The following is a 13,934-nucleotide window of genomic DNA, read 5'->3' on the forward strand; positions in this document are numbered from 1 at the left end:
GATCTACTACCCGCCCACGGGCGAATTCTTAGGATTAGTCATGGAAACAGAAACGGTTGAAAAACCACGCGCCGGCTTGAGAGTCGGTGTCCAGAAGTTCGGCACCTTCCTCTCGGGCATGATCATGCCCAATATCGGCGCATTCATCGCCTGGGGCCTGATAACAGCCCTGTTCATCCCGGACGGCTTCCTGCCAAACGAGAAGCTGGCACTGCTGGTGAGCCCGATGATCACCTTCCTGTTGCCGTTGCTCATCGGCTATACCGGCGGACATGCCATCTACGGCTTGCGCGGCGGCGTTGTCGGCGCCGCGGCAACCATGGGCGTGATCGTGGGAACCGATATCCCGATGTTCATTGGCGCGATGATCATGGGCCCGCTGGCGGCTTGGGTCATGAAGAAGCTGGATGCGCTGTGGGAAGGCCGCATCAAGCCCGGCTTCGAGATGCTGGTGAACAACTTCTCGGCGGGTATTGTTGCCGCCATCATGGCCATCATCGGCATGCTGCTCGTGGGCCCAGCCGTCAAGGCCTTCAGCCAGGGCGCAGCCACCGCAGTTGATTTCCTGGTCCAGCATGGCCTGCTGCCGCTGACCAGCATCCTGATCGAGCCGGCCAAGATCCTGTTCCTGAACAACGCCATCAACCACGGCATCCTCACCCCGCTGGGCACCGAGGAATCCTTGAACGCCGGCAAGTCGATGCTGTTCCTGCTCGAGTCCAACCCCGGCCCGGGTCTCGGACTGCTGCTGGCCTACACGGTCTTCGGACGCGGCATGGCCCGCGCCTCGGCTCCCGGTGCCGCGCTGATCCAGTTCGTCGGCGGTATCCACGAAATCTACTTCCCTTACGTGCTGATGAAGCCAGTAATCGTTCTGGCTCCGATCCTCGGCGGCATGACCGGCGTCTTCACCCTGGTCGTGACTGGTGCCGGCCTGCGATCGCCTGCGGCTCCCGGCAGCATCTTGGCCGTATTCGCCGCGGCTTCCTCGGATAGCTATCTTGGCGTCACTCTCTCGGTGCTCTTTGCCACCATCGTTTCCTTTGTCGTTGCAGGGCTGATCCTGAAGCTGAGCAAGAACACCGAAGGCGACGAGCTGGGGGAAGCCACCTCGAAGATGGAGGCCATGAAGGGCAAGAAGAGCTCGGTAGCTTCTGCTTTGGTTTCCGCGGCCGCCACCTCCGGTCCAATCCGCACCGTCGTTTTTGCTTGCGATGCAGGCATGGGCTCGAGTGCCATGGGCGCTTCGGTACTGCGCAACAAGATCAAGGACGCCGGCTTTGGCGACATCAAGGTCACCAACTCGGCCATTGCCAACCTGACCGACACCTACGACATCGTGGTGACGCATCAGGACCTCACGGATCGCGCCAAGCCGAAGACCGGAAGTGCCACGCACGTCTCGGTGGACAACTTCATGAACAGCCCTCGCTATGACGAAATAGTTGAGCTGGTGCGCACGAGCAACACTGTCCCAGCCGATGCCGCGTCTGCCGAAACCGTCCCGGCGGCTCCCGCTGCTGCGGACGCAGCCTCCGAGTACGTGAATGCCGAAGCCCAGCCAGCCCACGAGGTTCTGGCGGCTGATGGCGTGGTGCTCCAGGGCACCGCGACCGAGCGCGATGCAGCCATCGACGAGGTAGGACAGTTGCTGATGCAGCGTGGTTCCGTGGACGCGGACTACGTGTTGGCCATGCACGAACGCGAGACCTCGGTGTCCACCTACATGGGCAACTTCTTGGCCATCCCGCACGGCACCAATGACGCCAAGGAGCATATCAACCACTCGGCCGTCGCCGTGGTCCGCTACCCGGAAGGCATCGACTGGGGCGGCAAGGACGTGAAGTTTGTCGTGGGTGTTGCGGGCTTGAACAATGAACATCTGAAGATCCTGGCCTCCATTGCCAAGATCTTCACCAACAAGGACCAGGTCGCCCAGTTGGAGCAGGCCACCTCCGTCGAGGAAATCCTTGATCTATTCGGAAAGGTCAACACCAAGTGAAAGCCGTACATTTTGGAGCGGGAAACATCGGCCGGGGCTTCGTTGGCTTGCTGCTGCACGAAGCCGGCTATGAGATCGTCTTCGCTGACGTAGCTGCAGAGCTCATCGACAGCCTTGCCGCTGCCGAGAGCTACACCGTGCATGAAGTTGGACAGCAAGGACAGGACAAGGTCGTCACCGGCTTCAGCGCCCTGAATTCCGGTTCCCAGCAGGCCGAGGTCATCGAACAGATCGCCACGGCGGACCTGGTGACCACCGCGGTGGGCCCGCACATTCTGAAGTTCGTCGCCCCAGCTATCGCACAGGCCCTGGCCCAGCGCCCAGCCCAGTTGGCTCCGTTGCACGTGATGGCCTGCGAGAATGCCATCAATGCCACCGATATCCTGCAGCAGGAAATCCAGGGAGCATGGGAGGGCACGGAGCAGGAACTGGCCTCCCGCGCCATCTTCGCCAACACCGCGGTGGATCGCATTGTCCCGGCACAGGCACCAGGGCAGAACCTGGATGTCACCGTTGAGACCTTCTACGAGTGGGTCATCGACCGCACCCCCTTCAATGGCAACGAGCCAGTGATCCCCGGGGCAACCTTCGTTGATGAATTGCTGCCGTACATTGAACGCAAGCTGTTCACCGTGAATACGGGACATGCCAGCGCAGCGTACTTCGGCGCCGTAGCGGGAATTGAGAAGATCTCTGATGCGATGGATGATGAGCAGATCTCGCAAAAGGTGAATGCAGTCCTGCAGGAGACCAAGGCGCTGCTGGTGACCAAGCACGGACTGGATCCAGTAGCGCAGGAAGCCTATGTGCAGAAGATCCTGACCCGCTTCACCAACCCGCACCTGCCTGACACCGTGGGCCGCGTGGGCCGTGCGCCAATGCGCAAGCTCAGCCGCCATGAACGATTCATCGGCCCAGCTGCGGACCTGGCTGAACGCGGAATGCCAACCTCTGCCTTGGCTCTAGCCATTGCCGCGGCTCTGCAGTTCAACGCACCAGGAGATGAAGAGGCCGTGACCCTGCACCAGATCCTGGCAAGCCAGTCCCCTGATGAGGCCACCGCCTCGATCACCGGACTAGAGCCAGAGCATCCGCTCTTCGCGCAGGTCAGCTCGCTCATCGCTGAAGCCGTCTAGCAGCAGCAGGGTTTGTGCAAACTCGCGGGGTTCCGCGTTGCCATGGGGCAACGCGGAACCCCGCGATTTTGTATCCGAGAACCATCCAGGCATTTCGCCCAGATGGCGGCCGATATAATGGAATCCATGATTGCAGGTATCGGAGTGGACATTGTCGACGTGCCCCGTTTTGGCCGACAACTCGAAAAGACCCCGCGCCTGAGAGAACGCCTCTTCACGGAAGAAGAACGCGACCTGCCTCTGCGCTCGCTGGCCGCCCGCTTTGCAGCCAAGGAAGCCATCGCCAAAGCGCTTGGCGGACCCGCTGGGATGAACTGGCAAGACTGCACCATCCGCAAAGATGAAGCCGGGGATCCACAAATCCACAACACCGGATCCGTCGCCAAAGCCAGCGAACAGCGGGGAATCACTTCATGGCATCTGACCATGTCACACGATGGCGACATGGCCATCGCCATGGTCATTGCCGAAAGCTAACACTTCCAGAACAAAAGAATAACGACACGATTGGCATTAAATAAGGATTCAGACGACCGCCTTGAGTATTGTTTGAATTATGATCCCTGTCTACAGTGTTGCGCAGATTCGTGCGGTTGAGGCCCAGGAGATTTCCAAGCGCGGCGAAGCGAGCCTGATGAAGCAAGCCGCCGCCGCATTGGCTTCAACGGCAGCCACCATGCTGGCCGAAAAACCAGGCACGGAACCTGCCTTTGTTATCGCCCTGATTGGACCCGGCAATAACGGTGGAGATGGCCTTTATGCACTGGCTCAGCTCCAGGAGCAAGGAATCTCCACGCTCGCCTTACAGTTCGGGGACCACGTACATGCCGAGGCCGCCACAGCGTACCAGAACGCTGGCGGAACACTGACTGATTATTCTGATGGTCAAAGTGAACTGGCTAATGCTTCACTGATCATCGACGCGCTGTACGGCTTGGGGTACCGCGCTGGTTCCCCACTGCCGACACTTCCTGCACACAGCCGCGTGCTTGCTTGCGACGTACCCTCGGGGTTGCACCCGGATACCGGGGTCGCTGAAGACAACGTGTTGCGCGCCGAGCGCACCGTGACCTTTGGTGCCATGAAGTCGGGGCTGCTGACCGTTGATGCACCACTGGTCACCGGGGAAATCTCCATTGCTGGTCTTGGATTTGATTTTTCTGCAGTGGCACCCGAAACCCAGCTGGTCGATGAGTCTGCTGCGCAAGAACTTCTGGACGAGCACCGTTCGTGGCGCGACGCTGGACGCCACAAATACCAGCGCGGAGTCTTGGGCCTGATCGCAGGCTCTGACCTCTATCCTGGTGCTGCCCAGCTGACAGCCAAGGCGGCCGTGAACTGCGGTGTCGGCTTGCTGCGTACTCATGTTCCGGACTCCGTGCGCCCATTGGTTGCCGTCTCGGTTCCGGAATCCGTCCCGCTGGATGATCAGCAGATCAAGGAAGCACTCTCTTCCTCGCGTCGCCACCTGCATGGCAAGGGTGCCAAGATCTCGGCCTGGGCCATCGGTCCCGGCCTTGACGGACGGACTCCCCCAACTGGTGTCATTGCCGAAGTGTTCGCCAGCCGCCAGCCAGCGGTCATTGACGCTTCTGGCCTGGAAGTCGTTCCAACTGGCCCCAGCGAACAACCACGCGTCCTGACCCCGCATGCCAAGGAACTGCGGATGCTGCTGGGCCGCGCCGGCGTCAAGGTGACTCCCGACGAGATTGCCCAGGATCCGATCCGGTGGACCCGCTGGGCTGCCTTGGCCTACAACGCAGTTGTCCTTCTGAAGGGTCCGACCAACTACATCGTCGCCCCGAATGGCAGCAGCCTCGTGGTAACCCACTCGTCGCCTCAGTTGGCCACAGCCGGCAGCGGCGACGTGCTCACGGGCATCCTCGGCTACCTGCTTTCCGACGGATCCCTGACCGGTACGCAGGGCATGCGAACCGTGCCTAACCGTCGCATCATGGAACTCTCTGCCTGTGCTGCGATCATCCACGGCCACCTTGGACGAATGACTGCAGAAGATGGAACGGTCAGCGCTTCGCGCCTGATCGATAACCTGCCAAAGGTCATGAAGCACTTCGGCTTCTAGGCGTCGACGCCAAGAGGCAAAAATGCGGTTGTCTTTCGACAACCGCATTTTTGCTATCCACGTAGCGCTAGGACTGAACCGGAACCGGCCCGGTTGCAACGTTGTTGCTGTTGAGCTCGAAATACTCGCCTGGACCGGTCATGACCCAGCCCTGCTCGCGCCAGGCCGGACGGTCCAGCACGTTGCGGCCGTCGATGAGCATCTTCGATGCCACGACTTCACCCAGCTGTTGCGGATCCAGATCGCGGAATTCCTGCCACTCGGTCAGCACCAAGGTCAGGTCTGCGTTGCGGGCAGCTTCCTGATGCGAATCCACGTAGTTCAAACGCGGGAAGCGGCCTGCGGCATTGGCATTGCCCTCAGGGTCATAGACCGAGACTTCGGCGCCAGCGTTATACAGGCGTACCGCGATGTCCAATGCAGGGGAATCGCGCACGTCATCACTGTTGGGCTTGAACGTGACTCCGAGGACGCAAATATGCTTGCCAGCCAGCACATTGCCCAGCATATTTTCAGCCAGCGAAACAACGCGGTCTCGACGGCGCAGGTTGATCTGGTCAACCTCGGAGAGGAAGTTCATGGTCTGGGTCAGCCCGAGCTCGCTCACGCGCGCTTGGAGGGCGCGAATGTCCTTCGGCAGGCATCCACCGCCAAAGCCCACTCCGGCGTTCAGGAAACGACGGCCAATGCGCTTATCGTGGCCAATGGCGTCGGCCAGGGTCTTGATGTCGCCGCCCACGGTTTCAGTCACCTCGGCAAAGGCATTGATGAAAGAAATCTTGGTCGCCAGGAACGCATTGGCGGCCACCTTGACCAGCTCCGCGGTCTCAAGGTCGGTGACGATTTCAGGGATTTCCTGGGCCAGCACCGGTGCGTACACTTCGCGCAGCAGCTCAAGGCCGCGCTCGCCTTCAAGGCCATAGACCAGGCGGTCAGGCCGCAGCGTATCGTTCACCGCGAAACCTTCACGCAAGAATTCAGGATTCCATGCCAGCGCAATGGAGCTTCCGGGCTTGGCATCTTGAGCAATTTTTTCGCTCAACCGGCGGGCGGTGCCCACCGGCACGGTCGACTTGCCGACAATCAACGCTTCCGAGGTGATGTGCTCAAGCAGCGAGTCGACAGCCCCGTCTACGTAAGACATGTCTGCTGACTGCGAATCAGCACGCTGGGGCGTACCCACGGTAATGAAATGGATGTCCGCGTTGGCCGCTACATCGGCATAGTCGTCGGTGAATCGCAGGCGTCCGGAGGAAACATGTTTGCGCAGCAGTTCCGGCAGGCCTGGTTCATGGAAGGGCAGCACGCCGGCGGCCAGCGCATCGAGCTTGGCCTTATCCACATCGACGCCGATGACTTCATAGCCCAATTCGGCCATGCAGGCGGCATGGGTTGCACCGAGGTAGCCGGTGCCGATCACGCTGATGCGTAGAGTCACGAAAGTCCTTCTCTCCGAGAACACGAACCGATGTCTGTTTCTACTTGTTAGCATGCCACACCCCCGCAGGCTGTTCTTATGCAGAACACCCTGCGGGGGTGTGAGTTTTCTTGATATTTCCGTACTAGTTGCCGAACGCCCGCTGAACTACAGGGAAAGGTGTTCCTTGACCGAGGCGCTCAGTGTCTCGGCTTCAGCCTGGGCCTGGTCATGCGTAGCCGCTTCAACCATGACGCGAACCACTGGCTCGGTGCCCGATGGACGCAAGAGCACGCGGCCGGTGGAACCCAAACGGGCTTCCGCGGCAGCGATATCCCGCTGCAGCGGCTCGCAATCCGGTGCCGCAGCCTTGTCCACGCCACGGACGTTGATCAGCACCTGCGGCAGGACTGTCAGCACCGAGGCTAGTTCCTTCAAGGTTTTGCCGGTGGCCTTCACCCGGGCTGCGATCATCAGGCCGGTCAGAACGCCGTCACCGGTGGTTGCGTGCTTGGAGAAAATCACGTGGCCTGACTGCTCGCCGCCAAGCGAGTAGTTTCCTTCGTGCATTCCTTCAAGTACGTAGCGATCCCCCACACCAGTCTGCTTCAACGTGATCCCTGCAGCTTCCATGGCCAGATTCAAGCCGAGGTTGCTCATCACGGTGGCAACAAGCGTGTCATCCTTCAGCTCACCGCGGTCTTTCATGTCCAGCGCCATGATAGCCATGATCTGGTCGCCATCGACAATGGAGCCTTCGTGGTCTACCGCGAGGCAACGGTCTGCGTCACCGTCGTGGGCGATGCCCAGATCAGCTTGGTGCTCCAACACGGCAGCCTGCAGCTTCGCCAAGTGGGTGGATCCATAGCCATCATTGATGTTGATGCCATCTGGGTCTGCGCCAATGACGATGACATCGGCGCCTGCAGCCTTGAATACTTCTGGTGAGCAGCCCGAAGCTGCACCGTGGGCGCAATCCAGAACGACCTTCAAACCGTCGATGCGGTTAGGCAGCGCCTGCAGCAGGTGCATGACGTAGCGGTCTTCAGCGTCGGCGAAACGTGCGACGCGGCCCACTTCGCCACCGGTTGGGCGGGGCTTGGGCATTTTCAGGCACGCTTCAATGGCGTCTTCCAAAGAGTCATCGAGCTTCTTGCCACCGCGGGCCAAGAACTTGATTCCGTTATCCGGAGCTGCGTTGTGCGACGCGGAGATCATGACACCGAAATCAGCGTCCAGGTCCCCTACCAGGAAGGCTGCTGCGGGAGTTGGCAGCGTGCCTGCGTCCATGACGTCCACACCTGAGGCGGCGAGGCCGGCCTCAATTGCTGCGGAGAGGAAGTCACCGCTGATACGCGGATCTTTTGCCACCACCGCAACAGGCTTGTGCCCGTCTTCAGGTTGGCTCAAGCCCAGCACCACGGATGCTGCCTGCGCCAGCTCCAGCGCCAACTCGGGAGTTAACAGTTCGTTTGCTTTTCCTCGGACCCCATCGGTCCCAAATAATCTTGCCATCGTTTCCAATCATATGCCCTCTGCTTCGATTTATCTTCGTTGAAGAGATGCGACGGGTGTGGAATGGGAGAAGATTATTATCGACCCCGAGAATGCCACCGTTAATGGACCAAAGGCCCCAACTTCCCTTGCGGGATGTTGGAGCCTCCGGAAAAGACCTTGAAGTAAGGTTTAGCGCTTCGAGAACTGCGAAGCCTTACGTGCCTTCTTCAGACCAGCCTTCTTGCGCTCGATGACGCGTGCGTCACGAGTCAAGTAGCCAGCCTTCTTCAGGGTTGCGCGGTTTGCATCGCGATCGATCTCGTTCAGCGAGCGAGCGATACCCAAACGCAGTGCACCGGCCTGGCCGGAAATGCCGCCACCGTTGATACGAGCGATAACGTCGTAAGCACCCTCAAGACCAAGGATCTTGAAAGGCTCGTTGACGTCCTGCTGGTGCAGCTTGTTAGGGAAGAAGTTCTCCAGGGTGCGACCGTTAACGGTCCACTTGCCGGTACCTGGTACCAGGCGAACGCGGGCGATAGCCTGCTTGCGACGGCCAACTGCTGCACCTGGAACGGTCAGCGGAGCGCGCTCGGTTTCGGCAACTACGGCCGAAGCAGAGGTCTCGGTGGTGTAAGTCGAAGGGGTCTCGCCTTCGAATTCAGTGGTTTCTTCAGCGTTCTGAGCCACGATAATCTCCTATTAAGTATTTCTTCTCGGGGCCAGGACTACTGAGCGACCTGGGTGATTTCCAGTGCCTTTGGCGACTGAGCAGCGTGTGGGTGCTCGGCGCCGCGGTATACCTTCAGCTTCGAGAGCTGAGCAGCAGACAGCTTGTTCTTAGGCAGCATGCCCTTGATAGCCTTCTCAACAGCCAGAACTGGGTTCTTCTCCAGCAGATCTGCATAGTTGATGCTCTTCAAGCCACCTGGGAAACCGGAGTGGCGGTAAGCGCGCTTGTTCTCAAGCTTCTTACCGGTCAGTGCAACCTTTTCTGCGTTGATGATGATGACATGGTCGCCCATGTCCATGTGTGCAGCGAAGGTTGGCTTGTGCTTGCCGCGCAGCAGGGTTGCGGCCTGGACGGCGAGACGGCCGAGTACTACATCGGTGGCGTCAATGACATACCACTGACGAGTCTGGTCAGCCGGCTTTGGGGTGTACGTACGCACAGTAATTGCCTTACGTTGATTCGTTTCTGGTCAAACAGTCGCTTGGCTGAAGGCGGTGAGATCCCCCAGTGACAGGCACTGTCGTGTTGTTCTTGTGTTTAGACCAGTACGTCAGGTGAGGACTGATGATAACCGGCCGTCCATATGTTGTTCGCACACCCAGCAGACCAGCGACTATGCAACTAAGCCGTCACGCTTGGGCGTGTAGTGTCGAACGTGGACATACACAACTCATAAAAGTTTAGCGGATTAAAGTGTTTCCGGCCAAAAAAGCATCTGCGTCGTGAGCAACAACACCCTTAAGATCCCGGGGATTATCGGCCGCTCAAGCCTGGGCCGATGCTTCTCCAGCTTCATCTTCGCTGCGCCGAGCTCGCGTCTGCAAAGCCCGGGCGGCAAGCTCGCCGGCGTCTGGATAGTAGACCTCTTCGAGAACAAGCGCCCGCGGATGCGAGAGCTTGGTCTTGGAATCGCGCACCATCTGCTCCAGCCGAGCCGCCAGGAATCCAGGCTTCTCACGCCCATCACCCACCATCATGGCCGCCCCAATGAGAGCGCGGACCATATTGTGGCAGAAAGCATCGGCTCTCAAATGAGCGAGGATCAGCCCATCAGCACCACGGGTGAAGCTGAACTCCTGCAATGTACGAATGGTCGTCGCATGAGGACGTGGCTTGCAGTAGGTCAAGAAGTCGTGGCGCCCCAACACACTCTGCGCTTCGCGGTTCATGGCTTCAACGTCCAGCTCTTCGCGGTGCCATGTAGTCAGATGCCGGGTGAGCGGATCCCAGCGGTGCTGGCCATCGGCAATGCGGTAGGAGTACCGGCGGGCCAACGCCGAGAAGCGGGCATCAAAGCCTTCGGGAGCGCGCAGAGCTTCGTGGACCCAGACGGCTCCGTCCTGGCGGCCAAGGATGCCATTGATTCGGCGCACCAAAGCTGGGCCAGGTTCCAGCGAGGCCTTGCGCGGCAGGCTGTCATATTCATCCTGCGTCAAATCGAAATGCACTACCTGTCGGCGCGCGTGCACACCGGCATCGGTGCGGCCTGCAACAACAACGCGCACCCTGCGGCGCACCAGCATTTCCAGTGCCTCTTCCACGAGCTGCTGCACGCCGATGACATTGGGCTGGCGCGCCCAGCCGTTGTAGGCGGCACCGTCGTAGCCGAGCACCATCTGCATGCGGATCCATGCGGGGGTTTCGGTGCTTCCTACTGCGGAAGTTCCCATTGGATCGAGGCTGTCAGGCTGCGTGCTCATACCCTCAATTATGCGTGTTCTCATGCATCTAGATCCAATTGGCACCGATACGCGCGACGCCCAACAACCTGCAGCGATACTCGCTCATCACATGGATTCCAGCGTTTCTGGACTCCTCCATGGATCATGCTCTACGTGCGTAGTTTGCGATCGGCCGGCTTGGTTATGCAACGAGCTTCATACTGTAACGCCTACGACAACGATATTTTCCGCATGTAGAGTAAAGGTCAATTGCCAACTTGGATCATATCCATTGGGGCCCATCATCACTACATGAGGAACATATGCTCAAGAAAATTGGCGTGACGACAGCCGTTGTTGCACTTGGACTCTCAGCCCTGACCGGTTGCTCGTCAGGAAAACTCTCCACTGAAGAAACCTGCACTTTGCTCACTGACAAGGCTAAAGAATTGAGCCTCGCAGAGACAACTGATAGTGCCGTACAAGATATGCTCGATGGCGACGGCGACGGTTTTAAGGCAAAGATGGCTGAGGTTACTGCCTTCTTGCAAGAGGCATCAGACAAAACCGAAGATGAGAAATTGGCAGAAGCTCTGCAAGCCTCTATCGATCAGAACAACCAAATGATTGAACTCATGACCGACAATGATCTGACATTGATGGAAAAGTCGTCAAAGGTTCAGGGCCTCAGCACCGCAGAAGATTCCAAGACAATGGCCTATGTGAGTACGGCGTGTCCAAGCCTCGCGGAATTGGGCCAATAGCGACTACGCTGCATGAAAAAGCACGGCCCCCAAAAAATTCGGTGGCTATACACTGAACTGGTTCAATTCGTGAAGAGCCTCTCCTGTACTTTGATTTAGCTATGCCCTTCCCACCGGACACCGCCTTATCGCCTGGAGCGGCCTGCATCAGGCCAGCGGCAACACCGCCTCGTTTACTCTTCTTAAGACATGCCCGTTAATCGATGAACCGCTGTTGTCGTCCAAGACCGGCTGATCTTACGACGGAAGGCTAAAAAGGAACATAGCAAAAGCGCTTCGCTTATAAAGGTCTGTTGTGGCCGCATCGGTTGCTATTCATTCGCGCCAACGGATGCTTGAGCCTGCATGTTGCCTTGTCGCCGGACCAACATATCGACGTCGCTTGTGTAGGCTTAAAACAATGTTGACAAGGCTTTCAATGCCCGCAGTCACTCGATCATCCCAAGGCAAGGAATTACATGCTCAAGAAGGTTGCTGCTAGCGCCGCAGTGCTGACGCTGGCCGCTACGGCTATCACCGGTTGCTCCTCGGGAAAGCTGAAGACCGAAGAGACCTGTTCTTACATCAATGACCAGGTTGCTGAAAAAGACTTGCTGCACAAGGCGGACGATCTCAGCGAGCAGCTCATCGCCGGTGAGACCAAGGACTACGCGAAGATCATGGACGAATTCGATGCGATCCTGGTGGACGCGGCGTCCAAGACCAAGGACAAGAAACTTGTTGATGCCTTGACCGCTGCCTCGCAGCAGAGTCAGGAAATCTCCAAGCTCATGGCACAGGGCACCAAGGAGAACGTCACTGAGATCTCTGAAAAGATCTCGGCGCTGGATACCGACGACGCGGCAGAAGCCACGGCCTATCTGGATGAGGCCTGCCCGGATATGGAGAGCTTCAGCTAGGCCTCCAGCGTTCTGCTCCCCCGGTTCCTGCTGATTAAAGCAAAAAAAGATTCCCGTTGTTTCCTTTCGGATCCAACGGGAATCTTTTTATCACCCCTGGGGGTGCGAGCTTCAGCTCGAAGGGGGCTTATGCCTCTTCGGTGGCCTCTGCCTCAGGTGCTTCAGCAGCCTTCTCGGCAGCCTTGGTGGCTTCCTTGACGACGGCCTGCTTTGGCGAAACTGGCTCCATCACGAGCTCGATAACAGCCATAGGAGCGTTGTCGCCCTTGCGGTTGCCGATCTTGGTGATGCGGGTGTAGCCACCCTCGCGGTTTGCCATTGCTGGTGCGATGTTCTCGAACAGCTCGTGAACGATCGACTTGTTGGTGCGCGAACGCGAAGCGATGACAGCCTGAACGCGACGACGCGATGCCAGGTCTCCGCGCTTAGCGAAGGTGATCAGGCGCTCTGCGTGTGGACGCAGACGCTTGGCGCGGGTCAGGGTGGTGGTGATCTTCTTGTTCTCGAAGAGCTGTGCCGACATGTTAGCGAAAATCAGTCGCTCATGTGCTGCACTGCCGCCGAGACGCGGACCCTTGGTAGGGGTAGGCATTGTGGTTCTCCTAGATGAATAACCCGTCCGGCACGATCTTCTCGTGCCAGCGGATGAAGTAGTGTGTCGCTAGACGCGGGTCTTTACAGACCTTCGTCGTATTCGTCGCCATCTTCGAGGGCGCTACGAGCGGCCAGATCAAATCCTGGAGGGGAATCCTTCAGGGCCAGACCCAGTTCAACCAGCTTGGCCTTGACTTCGTCAATGGACTTTGCACCGAAGTTGCGGATGTCCATCAAGTCAGCCTCGGAGCGGGTAACGAGTTCACCCACAGAGTGGATGCCCTCACGCTTCAAGCAGTTGTACGAACGAACGGTCAGTTCCAGATCCTCGATCGGCAGTGCCATGTCGGCAGCCATGGCTGCGTCCGTTGGCGATGGACCGATTTCGATACCTTCAGCTGCGGTGTTCAGTTCGCGGAACAAGCCGAACAGCTCAACCAGGGTGGTACCTGCGGATGCCACGGCATCGCGCGGGGCGATCGATTCCTTGGTCTCCACGTCAACGATCAGGCGATCGAAGTCGGTGCGCTGCTCAACACGGGTGGCTTCCACGCGGAAAGTCACCTTCAGAACTGGGGAGTAGATCGAATCCACAGGGATGCGGCCGATCTCGCCATCGATGTTCTTGTTCTGAGCGGCAGACACATAGCCACGGCCACGCTCAATGGTCAGTTCCATATCGAACTTGCCGTTGGCGTTCAAGGTTGCAATATGCAGATCAGGGTTGTGGAACTCCACACCGGCTGGCGGGGTGATGTCCGCTGCAGTAACGATGCCCGGGCCCTGCTTGCGCAGGTAGGCAACGACTGGCTCGTCGTGCTCGGAAGAAACCGACAGGTTCTTGATGTTCAAGACCAGTTCGGTGACATCTTCCTTGACACCGGCTACGGTGGTGAACTCGTGCAGTACTCCGTCAATTCGAACACTGGTGACAGAGGCACCAGGGATCGAGGAGAGCAGGGTACGGCGAAGCGAGTTACCCAGGGTGTAGCCAAAGCCTGGCTCCAGTGGTTCAATGACGAACCGGGAGCGGTTTTCGGCAACTACTTCTTCGGTCAGGGTTGGGCGCTGCGTAATGAGCACTTACATTTCCTTTCAGCGAGCGTCCGCTATATGACGCTTCACGGGGGTGGAAACGACGGTAGCCT

12 protein-coding genes and 1 pseudogene are annotated in these 13,934 nt (G+C 58.7%); 6 read left to right on the forward strand and 7 right to left on the reverse strand.

Translation table 11 applies throughout. The features are described 5' to 3' along the window. Positions 1-40 precede the first annotated feature (40 nt). The 4 genes from AC6CHO_RS02090 (at position 41) to AC6CHO_RS02105 (ending at position 5,221) form a co-directional block, all read left to right on the forward strand. Positions 41-2,002 (forward strand): PTS mannitol transporter subunit IICBA, encoded by a 1,962-nt coding sequence (locus tag AC6CHO_RS02090; RefSeq protein ID WP_498213420.1) that lies wholly within the window; start codon positions 41-43, stop codon positions 2,000-2,002. Next, positions 1,999-3,138 (forward strand): mannitol-1-phosphate 5-dehydrogenase, encoded by a 1,140-nt coding sequence (locus AC6CHO_RS02095; protein WP_498213421.1) that lies wholly within the window; start codon positions 1,999-2,001, stop codon positions 3,136-3,138. The genes AC6CHO_RS02090 and AC6CHO_RS02095 overlap by 4 nt, the downstream gene beginning before the upstream one ends. Positions 3,139-3,264: 126 nt before the next feature. After that, a complete protein-coding gene (locus AC6CHO_RS02100; RefSeq protein ID WP_444662737.1) occupies positions 3,265-3,615 on the forward strand; it encodes a holo-ACP synthase in 351 nt (116 codons plus the stop codon). 79 nt (positions 3,616-3,694) lie between these two features. Beyond that, the gene (locus AC6CHO_RS02105) at positions 3,695-5,221 is read left to right on the forward strand and encodes an NAD(P)H-hydrate dehydratase (RefSeq protein WP_498213422.1); all 1,527 of its coding nucleotides are present in this window, start codon (positions 3,695-3,697) and stop codon (positions 5,219-5,221) included. 67 nt (positions 5,222-5,288) lie between these two features. Here the strand turns inward: AC6CHO_RS02105 and AC6CHO_RS02110 are convergent, their stop codons facing one another. The 5 genes from AC6CHO_RS02110 to truA all read right to left on the reverse strand — a co-directional run bounded on the left by AC6CHO_RS02110 (position 5,289) and on the right by truA (position 10,568). Then, positions 5,289-6,659 (reverse strand): UDP-glucose dehydrogenase family protein, encoded by a 1,371-nt coding sequence (locus AC6CHO_RS02110; RefSeq protein ID WP_444662733.1) that lies wholly within the window; start codon positions 6,657-6,659, stop codon positions 5,289-5,291. A gap of 147 nt (positions 6,660-6,806) precedes the next feature. After that, a complete protein-coding gene (gene glmM, locus AC6CHO_RS02115) occupies positions 6,807-8,153 on the reverse strand; it encodes a phosphoglucosamine mutase (RefSeq protein WP_444662731.1) in 1,347 nt (448 codons plus the stop codon). Between the two features lie 171 nt (positions 8,154-8,324). Then, positions 8,325-8,825, reverse strand: coding sequence for a 30S ribosomal protein S9 (rpsI, locus tag AC6CHO_RS02120; protein WP_060702200.1), 501 nt, complete (start codon positions 8,823-8,825; stop codon positions 8,325-8,327). Between the two features lie 38 nt (positions 8,826-8,863). Further along, complete coding sequence (rplM, locus tag AC6CHO_RS02125; RefSeq protein WP_022874108.1) at positions 8,864-9,307, reverse strand: 50S ribosomal protein L13; 444 nt, start codon at positions 9,305-9,307, stop codon at positions 8,864-8,866. 325 nt (positions 9,308-9,632) lie between these two features. After that, positions 9,633-10,568 carry a tRNA pseudouridine(38-40) synthase TruA gene (truA, locus tag AC6CHO_RS02130; RefSeq protein WP_444662729.1) on the reverse strand — a complete coding sequence of 312 codons (936 nt, stop codon included), beginning with the start codon at positions 10,566-10,568 and terminating at the stop codon, positions 9,633-9,635. A gap of 284 nt (positions 10,569-10,852) precedes the next feature. Between truA and AC6CHO_RS02135 the strand changes: the two genes are divergently transcribed. Then, complete coding sequence (locus AC6CHO_RS02135; RefSeq protein WP_498213424.1) at positions 10,853-11,293, forward strand: hypothetical protein; 441 nt, start codon at positions 10,853-10,855, stop codon at positions 11,291-11,293. 458 nt (positions 11,294-11,751) lie between these two features. Beyond that, positions 11,752-12,192 carry a hypothetical protein gene (locus AC6CHO_RS02140; RefSeq protein ID WP_444662726.1) on the forward strand — a complete coding sequence of 147 codons (441 nt, stop codon included), beginning with the start codon at positions 11,752-11,754 and terminating at the stop codon, positions 12,190-12,192. A 130-nt stretch (positions 12,193-12,322) separates the two neighbouring features. Here the strand turns inward: AC6CHO_RS02140 and rplQ are convergent. Both rplQ and AC6CHO_RS02150 read right to left on the reverse strand, forming a co-directional pair. Further along, positions 12,323-12,784: pseudogene (gene rplQ, locus AC6CHO_RS02145) on the reverse strand (50S ribosomal protein L17); the annotation flags it as partial. 83 nt (positions 12,785-12,867) lie between these two features. Then, entirely contained in the window at positions 12,868-13,869 is a 1,002-nt protein-coding gene (locus tag AC6CHO_RS02150; protein ID WP_060702204.1) for a DNA-directed RNA polymerase subunit alpha, read from the reverse strand. Positions 13,870-13,934 lie beyond the last annotated feature (65 nt).

The organism is Glutamicibacter sp. GQ173 (genome assembly GCF_059759215.1).

Excerpts from the sequence above, each read along its gene's own strand:
- AC6CHO_RS02090 (WP_498213420.1), top strand. The coding sequence starts at position 41 with ATGGAAACAGAAACGGTTGAAAAACCACGCGCCGGCTTGAGAGTCGGT.
- AC6CHO_RS02100 (WP_444662737.1), top strand. The coding sequence starts at position 3,265 with ATGATTGCAGGTATCGGAGTGGACATTGTCGACGTGCCCCGTTTTGGC.
- AC6CHO_RS02105 (WP_498213422.1), top strand. The coding sequence starts at position 3,695 with ATGATCCCTGTCTACAGTGTTGCGCAGATTCGTGCGGTTGAGGCCCAG.
- glmM (WP_444662731.1), bottom strand. The coding sequence starts at position 8,153 with ATGGCAAGATTATTTGGGACCGATGGGGTCCGAGGAAAAGCAAACGAA.
- truA (WP_444662729.1), bottom strand. The coding sequence starts at position 10,568 with ATGAGCACGCAGCCTGACAGCCTCGATCCAATGGGAACTTCCGCAGTA.
- AC6CHO_RS02135 (WP_498213424.1), top strand. The coding sequence starts at position 10,853 with ATGCTCAAGAAAATTGGCGTGACGACAGCCGTTGTTGCACTTGGACTC.
- AC6CHO_RS02140 (WP_444662726.1), top strand. The coding sequence starts at position 11,752 with ATGCTCAAGAAGGTTGCTGCTAGCGCCGCAGTGCTGACGCTGGCCGCT.